Here is a 15,436-nt window from a genome sequence, read left to right on the forward strand (position 1 = left end):
TCTGCCAGGGGTTCAGCCCGCCTGGGCGGTGGCGCGCAGCAGCTCGACCCTGCGCCGTACGGCCTCCAGGGCGCCCGGCCTCCGGCCCGGCACCCGGCCCCGCAGGTCGATCAGCATCGGCGCGAGGGCATGCGCCCGGGCCGGTTCCTGGACGAACTGCCACTGGTGGTGGGCCCGGTCCACGGCCCCCTCCACCTCGGGGTGTCCGGCCGGCTCGCCGTTGCCCAGCCGGGCGTCGGCCACCGCCAGCCACAGCTCACACGCGCGGGCCGGATCCCCGGCGAGCCGGGCGAGATCGGCGCGCACCTCCAGCCAGTGGATCGCCTCGGAGGAGCGCGGACCCGCCGCCCGAAGGGCCTCCTGCTCCCAGGCGGCGGCCATCGAGGCGGCCTCGCTGTGCCGTCCGGCGTGCGCGGCCTCGAAGATCGCGGCGTGCGGATCGGGGACGGACGCGGAAGCCCGTACGGGCTCGGCCCGCCGGGCCGGTATGGGCTCGGGCGCCGGGGCGCTCCCCGGGGCGGGCGGGGCGGCCATGGGCGGCGGCCCGGGCGGAGGCGGCGCGGCGGATGGCGTCGCCTGGCCCGATACGGCCGGTGCCTGGGGGTGCTGGGGGCTCTCGGGCTGCTGGGGGCTCTCGGGCTGCTGGGTCTCGTACGCGCCCTGCGGCTCGTACGCCCCCGGAACCCCGTACGTCCCCGACGCCTCGTACGCCGCGTAGCCCTCCACCGGCGCGCCCAGCAGCAGCCCGGGGCCCGCGCCCAGCCCCGCCTCGGCGGCGGCCTGCTGGTGCAGCAGGGCGAACGGCGGGCTGTCCGCGGCGCCGCCGCGCAGCAGCCCGGCCAGCGCACGACTGTAGGCCGGCGCCGCGAGCCGGCGCTTGGGCGGGGCCGGGGCGATCGTCCCGTAGAGCGTCAGCCCGGAGGCGAGCGTGTCGACCGGCAGCCGCCCGTCGGACAGCCGTGGCCAGGCCGTCTCGTCGGCCACCAGGTCGGCGAGCACGGTGGTGCCGCCCGGCGGCCGCTGGGCCAGCTCGGCGGCCAGCCAGTGCCACGGCAGCGCGGTGTAGCGGGCGGTCCTCGGCGTCGTACGGGCCAGCGCGAGATGCGGCAGCCGCTGCTTGTGGTCGAGGGTGAGCTGGCCCGCGAGGTAGATGAGCACCGGACCCGGATGGGCGGCCGCCGTCCGCAGATGCGTCAGCACGGTCTGCGGATCGGCGGGATCGACGAGTTGGACGACGCTGGCGCCGCCGGGCGTGCCCAGCAGCGCGGCCGGGGGCACGGCCGCGAGCTGTGGCAGCGCGGCGGCCGCGTCCATCAGCCGCTGCTTGCCCACCGGCCCGGCGGCGAGGAGCAGGGCATAGCCCGGCCCGCGCGTCGTAGCCGCCCCCGTGCCCGCCGTGTCGTTCCCCATACGTGCACCGTATCCGCATCCGGCGACGGCGGGTGGTGGTGTGACATAGGCGGCATCGGGGACGGCGGTTCGGCAGCTCAGCGGCTGAGCCCCCGGTAACGGCCCACGGCGAGCGGGAAGAAGACCACGAGGAGCGCCAACGGCCAGCAGACGGCGAGGAGTCCGGCGTGCTCCGCGGCCCAGGAGCCGCCGACGCCCCCGGGGCTCCCGAACAGGTCACGGACCGCGGTGGCGGTCGCCGACATCGGGTTCCACGCCGCGACCGCGCCCAGCCAGCCGGGCATCGACTCGGGCGAGGCGAAGACGTTGGACAGGAAGCCGATCGGCCAGACCAGGATCTGCACGGCCTGGACGAGTTCGGGGCGCCCGGCGAGCAGGCCCAGCCAGATGCCGATCCACAGCATCGCGAAGCGCAGCCAGAGCAGCAGCCCGACCGCGGCCGGCGCCTCGCCCGCGCCGCCGTGCCAGCGCCAGCCCATCGCGAGCCCGACCCCGATGAGGAGCAGCAGGCTCAGCGCCGACTGGAGCATGTCCAGCACGCTGCGCCCGATCAGCACCGCGGAGGAGGCCATCGGCAGGGAGCGGAAGCGGTCGATGACGCCCTTGTTGAGGTCCTGGGTGATCGCGAGCATGGTGGCTTCGAGGCCGAAGGCCATGGTGAGGGCCAGCATGCCCGGCACCAGGTAGTGCTTGTAGTCGCCACCGCCGGGGACGGTCATCCCGCCGCCGAGGAAGTACGCGAACATCAGCAGCATCAGCACCGGGAAGGCCAGGCCCACGACCACCTGCACGGGCTGCCGGGCCCAGTGGGCGAGGCCGCGGCGGGTCATGGTCCAGGAGTCGACGAGGGTCATGGCGGTCATACGGGCGTCTCCTCTTCGGCCTTCGTGAGGTGCAGGAACACCTCGTCGAGGGTGGGGCGGCGCAGGGCGATGTCCTCCGCCTCGATTCCGGCCGCGTCCAGCGCCCGTACGGTCTCGGTGAGTGCGGCGACCCGGTCGGTGACCCGGGCGCCGATCCGCCGCCGGTCGGGATCGGTCTCGACCGACGCGGCGCGGGCGGCCATGCCGATCAGCGAGGCGGCGGCGGTCAGCTGACCGGCGTCGCGCAGCACGACGTCGATGCGGTCGCCGCCGATGCGGGCCTTGAGCTGGTCGGTCGTGTCGTCCGCGACGACCCGGCCGTGGTCGACCACGCAGACGCGGTCGGCGAGCTGGTCGGCCTCCTCCAGGTACTGGGTGGTGAGCAGGACCGTCATACCGTCGCCGACCAGGGAGCGGACCGACTGCCACACCTCGGTGCGGCCGCGCGGGTCGAGCCCGGTGGTGGGCTCGTCCAGGAAGAGCACCCGCGGCCGCACGATGAGGCTCGCGGCCAGGTCCAGCCGCCGCCGCATACCGCCGCTGTACTGTCCGACCGCCTTGTCGCCGGTGCCGTCGAGGCCGAACCGCTCCAGCAGCTCGTCCGCGCGGGCCGCCGCGCGCCGCCCGCCGAGGTGGTGGAGGCGGCCGAACATCTCCAGGTTCTGCCGTCCGCTCAGCTCCTCGTCGACCGCGGCGTGCTGGCCGAGCAGCCCGATGCGGTGGCGGACCTCGTCGGGGTGGCGCAGCACGTCGTACCCGGCGACCTCGGCGCGGCCGCCGTCGTGGCGCAGCAGGGTGGCCAGGATGCGTACGCAGGTGGTCTTGCCCGCGCCGTTGGGGCCGAGCACGGCGTGCACGGTGCCGGACGGGACGGTCAGGTCGAGCCCGGCCAGGGCCGGTTTTCCTCCGGCGCGTTTTCCTCCGTAGGTCTTGCGCAGTCCTTCGACGACGATCGCGGGATCGCTGTCGGCCACGGTCTTCCCCTCTCGCTCACTCCGCAGCAGCATTAGTCAAACTTGACTACGGAGCCTGGAAAGTACTCCCTGATCGAGGTCTAGTCAAACTTGATTACTGGCGGGATTCCTCGCGGAATCACTCCGCGTACGGGTTCGTCGCCCCGTCCGGCAGGACGTCCACCGAGCGCTCCCCCTCGCCCGCCATGACGTACGCCCCGCCCTCGAGCCGCTCGATCAGCCCGCGGGTCCACTCGGCGCCGCTGTCGGCCGAGTGGACCCAGAACTTCATGATCTCGCCGATGTGGCCCCACTGGTCGGGGGCGCCCTGCGGCGGCGACCAGTGCTGGGTGACCTCGGCCCGCCACGCCTCCAGCGCCGCCACCCGCTCCTTGAGCAGCGCGATGGCCTCGCCGCGCGGCAGGTCGACGATGAACCCCACCCCGGCCGTCAGCTCGTCGATCTTCTGGTCGTGCCGCAGCAGGGCGGCCCGCAGCAGCCTGAAGTACTCCTCCTCGCCCGCCGCGGTCAGCTCGTACTCGGTGCGCGGCGGGCCGCCGACGGTGCTCGGGGCCACGTCGTGGGCGCGCATCAGGCCCTGCTTCGCCATCTGTTTGAGCGCGTGATAGATCGATCCGGGCTTGGCGTTGGACCACTCGTGCGCGCCCCAGAACTCCAGGTCGTTACGGACCTGATAGCCGTGCGCCCGCCCGTGCTGGCGCACCGCTCCCAGCACCAGCAGCCGGATCGCTGACATGTGCCCGTCTCCCCATCTTGCCCCCGCCTGACCTGCGCTGGGGTCCAGAGTAGGGGTGTCAGCCCTCCATGAGCGACCAATCGGGCTCGGGCATCGCGCCGGTCTCGAAGACCAGATCGAACGCGCCCTTCCCGTCGATCGTCTCGCGGATGATGTCCGCGTGCCCCGCGTGCCGGGCGACCTCCTCGATCAGGTGGAGAACAAGCCAGCGCCAGGTGCGGGTGCCGCCCTCGTCCCAGGGGTAGCGGGGCGACTCGAACGTCTCGTCCAGCGAGGACAGCGCGCGCACGGCGTCGTCGGTCGCGCGCGCCACCTCCTCGTACCGCTCCAGCAGCACCGGGACCGTCTCGTCCTCCGTGGGGACGAAGCTCTTCTCGAACTCCGCCACCGCCTCGGGCGACAGCCGGGTCTCCCCCTGGCCCTGGCCCCTGCGCACCCAGCCCAGTTCGACGGAGGTCACGTGCTTGATCAGCCCGGCCAGGGACAGCGCACTGGCGCTGGGCGCGCTACGGGCCTGCTCCTCGGCCAGGCCGTGCACGGCGCGCCGGATGCCGCCGCGCTGTGCGTCCAGAAAGGCCAGCAGCGCGGAGCGCTCGTCCTTGCCGGCTTCGGAGCTCACGATGATGGGCATGGCTGCCGCCTTTCATCTGGAGGGCGCCCGGGTCGGGTGCCCTTCGATGGATCCCACGTTAGGAAGGCTTGCGGTCAGCTTCTGTCCGCAAGCCCGTAAGGGTGGGCCCCGATCAGAACGGGAACTGGCTGCGGCCGTGCTGGATCGAGATCCACTTGGTGGTGGTGAAGTCCTCGATCATCGCTTCGCCGTTGAGCCGCCCGAGTCCCGAGTGCTTCTCGCCGCCGAACGGCACGATCGGCTCGTCGTGCACGGTGCTGTCGTTCACATGGATCATGCCGGTGTGGACGCGCTTGGCGAGGCGGACCCCGCGCTCGATGTCGCCGGTGTGCACGGCGCCGCTGAGGCCATAGTCGGTGTCGTTGGTGATCCGGATGGCCTCCTCGTCACCGTCGAACGGGATCAGCACCACGACCGGGCCGAATACCTCCTGGGTGAGGATCGCCGCGCCCTCGGGGACGTCGCCGAGCACGCTCGGCTCCATCAGGGTGCCCTGGGCCCGCCCCCGGACCAGCGCGGTCGCGCCGTCGGCGATCGTCTGGTCGACGAGCGCGGTGATGGCCTCGGCCTGGCCCTCGTTGATCAGCGGACCGATGTGGGTGGCCGGGTCGCCCGGGTCGCCCACCTTCAGCGACTTCACCTTCGCCACGAACTTCTCGGTGAACGCGCGCTCCACCGCCCGGTCCACCAGCACCCGGTTGGCCGCCATGCAGACCTGCCCCTGGTGGACGAAGCGGCTGAACACCGCGGCGTCCACCGCGTAGTCGAGATCGGCGTCGTCCAGCACGATCAGTGCGCTGTTGCCGCCCAGCTCCAGGATGGAGCGCTTGAAGTGCGAGGCGGCGACGGTGGCGACATGGCGGCCGACCCGGTCGGAGCCGGTGAACGAGATGACCTTCGGGACCGGGTGCTCGATCAGGGCGTCACCGATCTCCGCGATGTCGGTGACGACCACATTGAGCAGCCCGGCCGGAAGTCCGGCCTCCTCGAAGATCTTCGCGACCAGACCGCCGCCGCATATCGGGGTGTTCTGGTGCGGCTTGAGGACGACGGAGTTGCCGAGCGCCAGCGCCGGGGCGACCGACTTCAGCGACAGCAGGAAGGGGAAGTTGAACGGGCTGATCACGCCGACGACGCCGACCGGCACCCGGTAGAGGCGGTTCTCCTTGCCGTCGTCCGGCGACGGCAGGATGCGGCCCTCGGGGCGCAGCGCCAGCTGGACCGCCTCACGCAGGAACTCCTTGGCGAGGTGCAGTTCGAAACCCGCCTTGACGTGGGTGCCGCCGCACTCCGCGATGATCGCCCGGGTCAGCTCCTTCTCGCGCTCCTCGATGACGCGCAGCGCCCGCTCGAAGACCGCCCGCCGGGCGTACGGGTTGCGGGCCGCCCACTCCGGCTGGGCCCGCTCGGCGGCGCGGTAGGCGAGGTCGACCTCGTCGACGGTGGCCACGGTGATGGAGGCCAGCTTCTCCCCGTCGTACGGATTGAAGTCGACGATGTCCCAGGAACCGCTGCCGGTGCGCCACTCACCGCCGATGTACTGAAAGGCCAACTCGGAGAAGTAGGACATGCCATCCCTATCTGGAGGACGCGGGACCGCATCCGGACACCCGCGAACGCGTGGGGGGTATTCCTGACGACACGTCATCCTACTGATCGGTCAGAGCTCGCGCAGGAGCCCCCTGAGCAGGTCACGGCTCTTCTCCGGGGACAGGCCGTCCACCCGCAGCCGCCCCAACACCCGCTCGTACTGCCCCACTTCATCGGGTTTGTCGAGGTAGAGCGCGCTGGTGAGCTGTTCCAGATAGACGACGTCCGGGAGATCGGACTCCGGGAACCGGAGGAGGGTGAAGGCACCGCTCTCCCCCGCGTGCCCGCCGAGGGCGAACGGCATCACCTGGAGTCTCACGTTCGGCGCTTCCGAGACGGAGATGAGGTGCTGTATCTGGGCGCGCATCACCTCCGGTCCGCCGTAGGGGCGGCGCAGCGCGGCCTCGTCGAGCACCACGTGGAACGCCGGTGCCCGCTCGGAGACCAGCAGCTTCTGCCGCTCCAGCCGCAGCGCGACCCGCCGCTCCACCTCCGCGTCGCACGCCTGCGGCTGGCCCCGGGTGACCACGGCGTGGGCGTAGCCCTCGGTCTGCAGCAGGCCGTGGATGAACTGGACCTCGTAGACGGCGATGTGCGAGGCGGCGCCCTCCAGACCGACGTACGTCTGGAACCAGCCCGGCAGTACGTCGCCGTAACTGTGCCACCAGCCGGTGAGGTTGGCCTCGCGGGCGAGTCCGAGCAGGGCCGCGCGCTCCGCCTCCTCTGTGACCCCGTACAGGGTGAGCAGGTCCTCGATGTCGCGCGCCTTGAAGCTCACCCGGCCCAGTTCCATCCGGCTGATCTTGGATTCGGACGCACGGATCGAATAGCCCGCCGCCTCGCGGGTGATGCCTCTGGCCTCGCGCAGCCGCCTGAGTTGGGAGCCCAGGAGAATGCGGCGCACCACCGATCCACTCGACTCGCTTGCGGTCATCTGTCCGTGACCCTCCCTGTGCGGAATGCGCTCTTCCGGCGATGGGCCCCCGCAACCCGGCAGGCCGAAGTCTGCCACTTTCCGGGCTCCGGGCTGTGCCCAAGTGGTTACCCGAGCGGGAGACCTACGCACATGTACGTAGGGAGAAAATGCGGCAAATCCGGATGCGACGCCTCAATTCTGCCGCGTGCACGTGCATTTGCCCTTGCATCTGCTGTCGGCATTCGAAACCATGGGTAACGCGCACGTGCAAGCTCGTACGAGATCTGGCCAGGATTCGTCAGGGCCACGGATGCAGGAGTGCTCGCATGGGGAGCGAAGGTTCGGTCCTGCTGGAACCCTTGTGGAGGGGGCTTCCCGCGATCGATCCTTCCGCCGTCTCCGGCGCCGTCTCCTGTTCACTCCCCGCGCGCTACGACGCGGTCAAGGGGGCGCGGCAGTTCACCGGGGCCACGCTGCGGCAGTGGGACCTCCCCGAGCTGCTCGACGAGGTGGCCCTCGTCGTCTCCGAACTGGTCACCAACGCGCTGCGGCACTCGGCCGCCGGAGTGATGCCGGGCGGCCCGCCCGGCGACGGACCCGAACCGCCACTGGTGCGGCTCCACCTGATGTACTCCGCCTCACGACTGGTGTGCGCCGTACGCGACCCCAGCGAGGCGGGGCCGGTCACCGGGGAGGCCGGGGACTGCGCGGAGTCGGGACGGGGGCTGTATCTGGTGGAGTCCTTCACCGACGGCTGGGGCTGGCATCCGCTGGCCGGAACGCTGCCCGGCAAGATCGTCTGGGCCCTCTTCCGCCTGCCCCGCGCCTAGATCCTGTCCCAGCGCGTCGCTCAATGGGGCGTGGTTTCCGGCGGCGCCGTCGTGATGCCCAGCGTGTGCAGCTGGAAGAGGCGCCCCACATCGTGGGAGGTGACGATCCCCTCCAGATGCCCGTCGTCCACCACCAGCACCGGCATCCCCCCGGCCCCCGGCCGGGCCCGCTCCAGCACCTCGCTCAGCAGCTCGTCCGACACCGCGACCGTGCACCGCTCCAGCGGCGTCGCCACCTCGCGCACCCGCCGGTCCTCCCGCATCCCGGCCGGCACCGCGGCCAGCGCGCGCAACTCCACGACACCGCTGGGCCGGCCCTCGAAGTCCAGCAGCGGCAGCACCGAGTGGCGTGAGTGCGCCGCCACCTCGTCGATGAACCGCCCCACCGGAAGCCAGTCGGCGCCCGTCGCGACCGGGGACGACATCGCGTCGCCCACCCGCACGCCGCGCAGCGCCGTGTTGATCCCGGCCCGCCGCCGCTCCGCGTTGGCGATCACCAGCATGAACAGCCCGACGAGCGCGATCCACAGCCCGCCGCCTTGCCCGCGCACGAACGAGAACCAGCCGACCGCGACGAGCAGGATCCCGAAGATCTGGCCGCTGCGCCCGGCCGCCCGCTCGGCCCGTTCCCGGTCGCCCGTACGCCACCACAGCAGCGCCTGCACCACCCGGCCGCCGTCCAGCGGCGCGGCGGGCAGCAGGTTGAACACCCCCAGCAGCAGATTGGCCCAGCCCAGCCAGATCAGCAGCGCCGCGGGCAGCCCCCATCCGGCCAGCGCGTTGGTCCCGACCCCGGCGCCCACGGCGACGCCGCCGATGACCAGGCTGGTGAGCGGGCCGCTGACCGCGACGAGCAGGGCGATCCCGGCGGTGCGCGGGCGCCCCATCTGGGTCACACCGCCGAGGGCCCACAGCGTGACGTCCTCGACGGAGACGCCCTTGCCGCGCGCGGTGACCGCGTGCGCGGCCTCATGCAGCAGCAGGCTCCCCATCAGCAGCAGCGCGCCGATCACGCTGGCGACCGCGTACACGAGTCCGGTCCGGCCGGGCGTCCAGGCGGGCAGCGTCTCGCGGCCGAGCCCGTAGGCGAGCACGACGATCAGTACCGGGGCGCTCCAGTGCATCCGCAGGGGCACCCCGAGGACATGACCTATCCGGACCGAGCCGTTCATCGCTCATCGCCCGTCTCACATCGCAGGCCCCCACCGATCACTACCAGTGTCGCTCACACATGGCCGACCGGGTCGTGCACCAGATGATCGAATTCCCCGTCCTTGGCGCCGCGCAGCATCGCCTCGACCTCGGCCGGGGTGTAGACGAGCGCCGGTCCGTCCGGGAAGCGGGAGTTCCGTACGGCCACGTGTCCGCCGGGCAGCTTGGCGAACTCGACACAGGACCCCTGGGAATTGCTGTGCCTGCTCTTCTGCCAGACGACCCCCTGGAGGTCCGCGGCCGCCATGCCGTTGTACGGGTGGTCGCGCACAGGGTTCTCCACTGTTCGTGCATTAGTGCAACGGTCAACTGCCTCGGATCATAGCCGCGTTTCTTTACTTGCGCATGGGCAAATGCATGAGCAGATGCACGTGCATAACAGCGTGATCACTGAGGCACGGCGTCTTCTGCCCCGCCCGGCGCGCATCAGTCGTCATGGTCGGTCGTCATGGTCGGTCGTCATGAAAGACGACGAGGACGCCCCGCGGGTTGGCCCGCGGGGCGTCCTCGTCGTCAGGTGGTGCCGGGCGTCGTCAGCGCCGCAGGGCCGCCGGGGTGCCGGAGGGCTCGGCCAGGACGGTGGACGTGGAGACGGGGACGCCGAAGTTCGGGGTGCCGTCCGCGTTCCAGTTCACCTTCTGCGCCCTGGTGGTACGGGTGCCGCCGCAGCCGTCCGTGGGCTTGGCGTTGGCGTGGTAGGCCATCCAGACCTCCTTGCCGTCGGGCGAGGGGAAGAAGAAGTTGTGGCCCGGCCCGTACACCCCGGCCGCGTCATTGCGCTGGAAGACCGGGTTGGCGTACTTCTTCCACGCGCCCGCCGCCAGCGGATCGCTCCCGGTCAGCTCCATCAGGCCGAGCTTGTAGTCCGGGGTGTCGCAGTGCGAGGCGGAGAAGGTGAGGAAGGTCCGGCCGCCGCGCTGCAGGATGGTCGGCCCCTCGTTGACCGCGCTGCCCGACTTCTCCCAGCCGTAGGTGGGCGTGGCGATCCGGACACCGGCGCCGGTCGGGGTCCACGGGTTGCTCATCCGGACCGCGTAGAGGTTCTGCGAACCGCCCTCCCAGAAGGAGTACAGCATGTAGAGGCGGCCGTCCGGCAGGGAGAGATAGCTGCTGTCGATCATCCAGCGGTTGTCGCCGTACGGATCGACCTGGCCCTTGTAGGTGTACGGGCCCAGCGGATCGGATCCGGCGCTCTCCAGCACATGGACGTGCTGGTGGTCGATGTTCGCCGAGACGCCCGCGCTGTACGTCAGATACCAGCGCAGTCCGTTCGGGCCGTTCAGCCGGTGCAGTTCCGGCGCCCAGAAGTTGCAGCAGCGGGACGCCACGGTCTCGCGGTACACGGTGGTGGGCGCCGCGGTCTTCAGCCCGCCGAGCGTGGGGGACCGGCGCATCTCCCAGTGCGAGGCCCAGGTGGTGCCCAGGTGGTAGTAGTACCCGGCGTAGCGGATGATCGTCGGGTCCGCGCCGTTCTGCGTCACGACCGGATTGGTGAAGCTCCCGGCCCTCACTCCCGGGGAACCGGCCGGTTCGGCCTTCGCGGCGGAGGCGTTGCCCGTCTGCAGCAGGGCGACGAGCGCGAGCAGCGCGGCCGTCAGCAGCGGCAGCGCTCTGGTGCGGATGCGGGTCATGGAAGGCTCCAGGGGTCGAGAGGCCCGGACAGTCCTGTGCTACGTCCGGTCGATATTTCGAACACGATCCGTCATTGCGAACGGACGGTAGAGCCGCCCGGTCGCGGGGTCAACCCCTCGCGCGTCGCTCGCCGTTGCTCCCGGGGCCGTTGCCGGGCCGTTGCCCGGCCGTTGTCAGACCCCCCTGCCAGACTCACGGTCATGAGGTGGGCAGCGGCGGAGACGGGCGACGGGGGTGTTCGTCTCTGCCCGCTGGACGCCTCCGGAAAGGCCGCCGGGCCGGTTGCCGAGGTCCCGGCGGCGCGGGGCGGGATCGCCGAAGCCGTGCGGTCCCGCCCGGAGGCCGACCGGTGGGTGTGGCGGTCCACCGCCGAGGTGTATCCACGGCTGCTGGCGGCCGGGGTCCGGGTCGAGCGGTGTTACGACATCGAGGCGGCCGAGGCCCTGCTGCTCGGCCACGAGGGGCGCTCGGGCGCCCCGCGCTCCCTCGCCGCGGCCTGGGCCCGGCTGCGCGGGCTGCCCGTACCCGAGGACCCGCCGGTGCGGGCCGCCCAGACCCAGCCGTCGCTGTTCGAGCCCGGCCCGCCGCCGCTGCCGCCCGGCACCGACCCGCTCGACGCGCTGCTGGCGGTGTACCAGGCGCAGCTGGCCCGCACCGACGCGGCCGAGCACCCGGACCGGATGCGGCTGCTGACCACCGCCGAATCGGCCGGGACCCTGGTCGCCGCCGAAATGCGGCGCGCCGGGGTGCCCTGGCGGGCCGACCGCCACCGGGAGCTGCTGGACGAGCTGCTCGGCGAGCGCTATCCGGGCGGTCTTGAGCCCCAGCGGCTGGTCGAGCTGGCCGACGAGGTGTCCCGCGCCTTCGGGGACGGGGTGCGGGTGCGGCCCGATCTGCCCGCCGACGTCATCCGGGCGTTCGGGCGCGCGGGGATCACGCTCACCTCCACCCGGGCGTGGGAGCTGCGGGAGATCGACCACCCCGCGGTGGAGCCGCTGCTGCGGTACAAGAAGCTCTACCGGCTGCACACCGCCCACGGCTGGTCCTGGCTCCAGTCCTGGGTGCGCGACGGCCGCTTCCGCCCCGCCTACCTGCCCGGCGGCACCGTCTCCGGCCGCTGGACCACCCACGGCGGCGGGGCCCTCCAGATCCCCAAGGTGGTGCGGCGCGCGGTCGTCGCCGACCCGGGCTGGCGGCTGGTCGTCGCCGACGCCGACCAGATGGAGCCCCGGGTGCTCGCCGCGATCTCCCGCGACCGAGGCCTGATGGAGGTCGCGGGCACCGGCCGGGACCTGTACGCGGAGCTGTCCGACCGCGCCTTCGCCGGCCGCCGCGACCAGGCGAAGCTCGCGCTGCTCGGCGCGATCTACGGGCAGACCTCGGGCGACGGGCTCAAGCACCTCGCCGCGCTCAGGCGCCGCTTCCCGGCGGCCGTGGCGTACGTGGACGACGCGGCCCGCGCGGGCGAGGAGGGCCGCCTGGTGCGCACCTGGCTGGGCCGCACCTGCCCACCGGCCGACGGCACCGCCACCGACCCGGCCGACGAGGCGGGCCTGCCGCGCGACCTGGGCGAGGAGCCGAGCTACGGCAGCACGCCGGGCGCCCGCGCCCGCGGCCGTTTCACCCGGAACTTCGTCGTCCAGGGCAGCGCCGCCGACTGGGCGGTGCTGATGCTCGCGGCGCTGCGCCGCGCCCTGGCGGCCGCCGGGCTCCGCGCCGAGCTGGTCTTCTTCCAGCACGACGAGGTGATCGTGCACTGCCCGGAGCCGGAGGTGGCGGCGGTGCGGCAGGCGATCGCGGAGGCGGGCGAAGCGGCCGGCACCATCGCCTTCGGCCCCACCCCGGTCCGCTTCCCCCTCACCGTGGCGGCGGTGGAGTGCTACGCGGACGCCAAGGACCAGCCAAAAGAAAGGGGGGCTCGCCCGACCGGCGCACCTCCGGAGGCAGCGGCCGCGCCCCGGCGCACACGATGGCCACATGAGCATCAGCCTTGAGCGGCTGCGTCGCTGCTCCATCGCCGTGGACCTCGGAGCGTCCAGGACCCGCGTCTACCTCAAGCGCACCGGCCTGATCGTCGACGAGCCCACCGTGGCCGCCGTCAACACCCGCACCGGCGCGGTGATCGCGGTCGGGGCGTTCGCCGAGCGCATGACGGGCCGTACGCCTGCCCACATCCGGGTGGTGCGTCCCGTGGCCGGTGGCACCGTCGTCGACATCGCCATGGCGCAGCGCATGCTGCGGCTGCTCCTCGGCAACAAGCTGCGCCGCGCCTGGCGCCGCAAGCCGCTGCCGAGCGCCGCCGTCTGCGTACCGCACGACGCCGATCCGCTCGCCCAGCGCGCCGCCGTGGAGACGCTGTCCGGGCTCGGCGCCCGGCGGGTCGAGCTGGTGGACACGCTGATCGCCACCGCCGTGGGCTGCGGGCTGCCCGTGGAGCGGCCCGAGGCGACGATGATCGTGGTGTGCGGCGCGGCCACCACACAGGTCGCGGTGCTGTCGCTGGGCGCGATCGTGGCCGCCGAACGGGTGCCGGTGGGCGGCGAGACCGTCGACCACGCCGTCGTCCAGCACCTGCGCAACGAGCACGCCCTGATGCTGCCGAGCCAGGCCGTCCGCCCGCTGCACCTGGTCCTCGGCGACACGGCGCTGGCCTCTCTCGGCACCGAGGTGCACGGCCGCGATGTGGCCACCGGGCTCGCCCGGTCCGTAACGATCGACGTCGAGGGCGTACGCAACGCCATCCGCACCCCGCTGACCGCCGTCCTCGACGCGATCAGCGCCGTACTGCGCCGCTGCCCGCCCGATCTGGTGGCCGACCTCGCCGACCGCGGCATCGTGCTGGCGGGCGGCAGCGCGGTGCTGCCCGGGCTGGACACCCTGCTGCGGGAGGCGACCGGCGTCCCCGTGAACATCGCGGACAACCCGGGCGTGTGCGCGGTCGAAGGGCTCGGCGCGATGCTGGAGGGCAAGGTCCAGCCCCATGTCCTCAGCTCGGCCATCACCTGAGGACACCACCTGAGGACATCGGCTGAGGGCATCAGACGAGGGCACCCCTGAGGCCCTTCACCCACTGCCTCACCACCACTCCCTCCGGGCAACTCCAGGAACTGATCGGAACTTTCTTCCCGACGCGTTGAGTGGCCGCCCCCTCCCGTCCGTACGAAGGGAGGAAGAGGCCGACATGGCCACCCAACCCCCCCGGGGCACAGACCGGGAGTCGTCAGTTGATGTTGTCCAACTCAGGTCCTGTCCTGGAGGTTCTGGTGCACGACGACGCCGCCGTGGCCGATGAGCGTCCGTCCAGATCGCAGCGCGGTACACCGGACGAGCAACTTATGCGTGCGCTCTACCAGGAGCACGCCGGACCGTTGCTCGCGTTCGTACTGCGCCTGGTCGCGGGCGATCGCCATCGCGCGGAGGACGTCGTGCAGGAGACCCTGGTCCGCGCCTGGCGGAATGCGGACCAGCTGTCCCGGGCCACCGGCTCCATCCGGCCCTGGCTGGTCACGGTCGCGCGGCGCATCGTCATCGACGGGCACCGCAGCAGGCAGGCCAGGCCCCAGGAAGTCGACCCGTCTCCACTGGAGCTGATGCCTGCGGAGGACGAGATCGACCGGGCACTACGGCTGATGACACTTTCCGACGCGATGCACGACCTCAGCGACGCCCATCGCGAGGTGCTCGTCGAGACCTACTTCAAGGGCCGTACGGTCAACGAAGCGGCGGAAACGCTCGGCATACCCAGCGGGACGGTTCGATCCCGGGTCTTCTACGCGCTGCGCTCCATGAAGCTCGCGCTTGAGGAGAGAGGAGTGACGGCATGACAGCGCAGGCGCACCACGCGGGACACGACGCCGTTGGCGCGTATGTGCTCGGCGTGCTCGACGAGGCGGACGCCACCTATTTCGAGGAGCATCTGGCCGGTTGTGACCAGTGCGGACGGCAGCTCGACGAGCTGACCGGACTGGAACCCCTGCTGGCGGACCTCGCGGCGGACATCCCCGGCATCCACGGGGCACCCGGCCGGACCGCGATCACGGGCCACACCCCGCACGCGTTCACCGCCACCCCGACCGCCATCGACACCCTGACCGCCAAGCCCGGCCCCGCCCTGCTGAACCGCATGGTCGGCGAGGTCGCCGCGGCCCGCAGCAAGCGCAAGCGGCGCGGCCTGTACCTGGTCGCGGCGGCGGCCGCCCTGATCGTCGGTGGACCGCTCGGCACGATGGCCGCCACCTCGGGCTCCGGCTCGGAGACGCCCGTCGCGGCGAGCCCGACGGACAGCGCGCTCTTCGCCAAGATGCCGATGAAGATGGAGGGCACCGACCCGACCACCAAGGTGTCGGCGGCGGTCGCGCTGCAGGACAAGATGTGGGGCGTCGACGCCGTCCTGCGGCTGAAGAACGTCAAGGGCCCGCTCAACTGCAGCCTCATCGCGATCTCCAAGGACGGTCATGAGCAGACCATGATGACCTGGGCCGTGCCCAAGTGGGGCTATGGGATCGAGAACAGCAGCGAGGAGATCGCGAAGAAGCCGCTGTGGGCGCATGGCGGAGCGGGCATGAAGAGCGACGACATCGATCGCTTCGAGGTCCGTACGAGCGACGGCAAGCGGCTGGTCTCCGTCAAGGCGTAACCAGCC

Annotated in this window: 15 protein-coding genes; 5 read left to right on the forward strand and 10 right to left on the reverse strand. The window is 72.0% G+C overall.

The window, feature by feature from the left end:
* Positions 1-12: 12 nt before the first annotated feature.
* The 7 genes from ACFZCY_RS01290 to ACFZCY_RS01320 form a co-directional block, all read right to left on the reverse strand.
* A complete protein-coding gene (locus ACFZCY_RS01290; RefSeq protein ID WP_391168462.1) occupies positions 13-1,410 on the reverse strand; it encodes a hypothetical protein in 1,398 nt (465 codons plus the stop codon).
* A 77-nt stretch (positions 1,411-1,487) separates the two neighbouring features.
* Positions 1,488-2,273, reverse strand: coding sequence for an ABC transporter permease (locus ACFZCY_RS01295; protein ID WP_391168463.1), 786 nt, complete (start codon positions 2,271-2,273; stop codon positions 1,488-1,490).
* The gene (locus ACFZCY_RS01300; RefSeq protein WP_391168464.1) at positions 2,270-3,247 is read right to left on the reverse strand and encodes an ATP-binding cassette domain-containing protein; all 978 of its coding nucleotides are present in this window, start codon (positions 3,245-3,247) and stop codon (positions 2,270-2,272) included. Before ACFZCY_RS01300 ends, ACFZCY_RS01295 begins: the two co-directional genes overlap by 4 nt.
* Before the next feature lie 118 nt (positions 3,248-3,365).
* The gene (locus ACFZCY_RS01305) at positions 3,366-3,983 is read right to left on the reverse strand and encodes a helix-turn-helix transcriptional regulator (RefSeq protein ID WP_391168466.1); all 618 of its coding nucleotides are present in this window, start codon (positions 3,981-3,983) and stop codon (positions 3,366-3,368) included.
* Between the two features lie 58 nt (positions 3,984-4,041).
* A complete protein-coding gene (locus ACFZCY_RS01310; protein WP_391168468.1) occupies positions 4,042-4,614 on the reverse strand; it encodes a DinB family protein in 573 nt (190 codons plus the stop codon).
* Positions 4,615-4,726: 112 nt separating this feature from the next.
* On the reverse strand, positions 4,727-6,184 hold the full coding sequence (locus ACFZCY_RS01315) for an aldehyde dehydrogenase family protein (protein ID WP_391168469.1): 1,458 nt from the start codon (positions 6,182-6,184) through the stop codon (positions 4,727-4,729).
* A gap of 90 nt (positions 6,185-6,274) precedes the next feature.
* On the reverse strand, positions 6,275-7,138 hold the full coding sequence (locus ACFZCY_RS01320) for a Scr1 family TA system antitoxin-like transcriptional regulator (protein WP_391168471.1): 864 nt from the start codon (positions 7,136-7,138) through the stop codon (positions 6,275-6,277).
* A gap of 308 nt (positions 7,139-7,446) precedes the next feature.
* Between ACFZCY_RS01320 and ACFZCY_RS01325 the strand changes: the two genes are divergently transcribed.
* Positions 7,447-7,950 (forward strand): ATP-binding protein, encoded by a 504-nt coding sequence (locus ACFZCY_RS01325; RefSeq protein WP_391168472.1) that lies wholly within the window; start codon positions 7,447-7,449, stop codon positions 7,948-7,950.
* Between the two features lie 20 nt (positions 7,951-7,970).
* On the opposite strand, the gene ACFZCY_RS01330 is transcribed toward ACFZCY_RS01325, so the two are convergent.
* From ACFZCY_RS01330 to ACFZCY_RS01340, 3 genes are all read right to left on the reverse strand, one after another.
* Entirely contained in the window at positions 7,971-9,122 is a 1,152-nt protein-coding gene (locus ACFZCY_RS01330; RefSeq protein WP_391168473.1) for a site-2 protease family protein, read from the reverse strand.
* 53 nt (positions 9,123-9,175) lie between these two features.
* Positions 9,176-9,409, reverse strand: coding sequence for a DUF397 domain-containing protein (locus ACFZCY_RS01335; RefSeq protein WP_055547179.1), 234 nt, complete (start codon positions 9,407-9,409; stop codon positions 9,176-9,178).
* 286 nt (positions 9,410-9,695) lie between these two features.
* Positions 9,696-10,793 carry a family 43 glycosylhydrolase gene (locus ACFZCY_RS01340; protein WP_391168474.1) on the reverse strand — a complete coding sequence of 366 codons (1,098 nt, stop codon included), beginning with the start codon at positions 10,791-10,793 and terminating at the stop codon, positions 9,696-9,698.
* 201 nt (positions 10,794-10,994) lie between these two features.
* Here ACFZCY_RS01340 and ACFZCY_RS01345 point away from each other — a divergent pair, with 201 nt between their 5' ends.
* The 4 genes from ACFZCY_RS01345 to ACFZCY_RS01360 all read left to right on the forward strand — a co-directional run bounded on the left by ACFZCY_RS01345 (position 10,995) and on the right by ACFZCY_RS01360 (position 15,430).
* Positions 10,995-12,788 carry a bifunctional 3'-5' exonuclease/DNA polymerase gene (locus tag ACFZCY_RS01345; protein WP_391168475.1) on the forward strand — a complete coding sequence of 598 codons (1,794 nt, stop codon included), beginning with the start codon at positions 10,995-10,997 and terminating at the stop codon, positions 12,786-12,788.
* Positions 12,772-13,800, forward strand: coding sequence for a rod shape-determining protein (locus tag ACFZCY_RS01350; RefSeq protein ID WP_391168476.1), 1,029 nt, complete (start codon positions 12,772-12,774; stop codon positions 13,798-13,800). Before ACFZCY_RS01345 ends, ACFZCY_RS01350 begins: the two co-directional genes overlap by 17 nt.
* Positions 13,801-14,021: 221 nt before the next feature.
* Complete coding sequence (locus ACFZCY_RS01355) at positions 14,022-14,618, forward strand: sigma-70 family RNA polymerase sigma factor (protein ID WP_050799946.1); 597 nt, start codon at positions 14,022-14,024, stop codon at positions 14,616-14,618.
* Entirely contained in the window at positions 14,615-15,430 is an 816-nt protein-coding gene (locus tag ACFZCY_RS01360; protein WP_391168477.1) for a zf-HC2 domain-containing protein, read from the forward strand. Before ACFZCY_RS01355 ends, ACFZCY_RS01360 begins: the two co-directional genes overlap by 4 nt.
* Positions 15,431-15,436: the final 6 nt, after the last annotated feature.

Origin of the sequence: Streptomyces sp. NPDC007983, from assembly GCF_042958345.1 — a bacterium.
Lineage (GTDB): Bacteria > Actinomycetota > Actinomycetes > Streptomycetales > Streptomycetaceae > Streptomyces.

Excerpts from the sequence above, each read along its gene's own strand:
- ACFZCY_RS01290 (WP_391168462.1), bottom strand. The coding sequence starts at position 1,410 with ATGGGGAACGACACGGCGGGCACGGGGGCGGCTACGACGCGCGGGCCG.
- ACFZCY_RS01295 (WP_391168463.1), bottom strand. The coding sequence starts at position 2,273 with ATGACCGCCATGACCCTCGTCGACTCCTGGACCATGACCCGCCGCGGC.
- ACFZCY_RS01305 (WP_391168466.1), bottom strand. The coding sequence starts at position 3,983 with ATGTCAGCGATCCGGCTGCTGGTGCTGGGAGCGGTGCGCCAGCACGGG.
- ACFZCY_RS01310 (WP_391168468.1), bottom strand. The coding sequence starts at position 4,614 with ATGCCCATCATCGTGAGCTCCGAAGCCGGCAAGGACGAGCGCTCCGCG.
- ACFZCY_RS01315 (WP_391168469.1), bottom strand. The coding sequence starts at position 6,184 with ATGTCCTACTTCTCCGAGTTGGCCTTTCAGTACATCGGCGGTGAGTGG.
- ACFZCY_RS01320 (WP_391168471.1), bottom strand. The coding sequence starts at position 7,138 with ATGACCGCAAGCGAGTCGAGTGGATCGGTGGTGCGCCGCATTCTCCTG.
- ACFZCY_RS01325 (WP_391168472.1), top strand. The coding sequence starts at position 7,447 with ATGGGGAGCGAAGGTTCGGTCCTGCTGGAACCCTTGTGGAGGGGGCTT.
- ACFZCY_RS01330 (WP_391168473.1), bottom strand. The coding sequence starts at position 9,122 with ATGAACGGCTCGGTCCGGATAGGTCATGTCCTCGGGGTGCCCCTGCGG.
- ACFZCY_RS01335 (WP_055547179.1), bottom strand. The coding sequence starts at position 9,409 with ATGGCGGCCGCGGACCTCCAGGGGGTCGTCTGGCAGAAGAGCAGGCAC.
- ACFZCY_RS01340 (WP_391168474.1), bottom strand. The coding sequence starts at position 10,793 with ATGACCCGCATCCGCACCAGAGCGCTGCCGCTGCTGACGGCCGCGCTG.
- ACFZCY_RS01345 (WP_391168475.1), top strand. The coding sequence starts at position 10,995 with ATGAGGTGGGCAGCGGCGGAGACGGGCGACGGGGGTGTTCGTCTCTGC.
- ACFZCY_RS01350 (WP_391168476.1), top strand. The coding sequence starts at position 12,772 with ATGAGCATCAGCCTTGAGCGGCTGCGTCGCTGCTCCATCGCCGTGGAC.
- ACFZCY_RS01355 (WP_050799946.1), top strand. The coding sequence starts at position 14,022 with ATGTTGTCCAACTCAGGTCCTGTCCTGGAGGTTCTGGTGCACGACGAC.
- ACFZCY_RS01360 (WP_391168477.1), top strand. The coding sequence starts at position 14,615 with ATGACAGCGCAGGCGCACCACGCGGGACACGACGCCGTTGGCGCGTAT.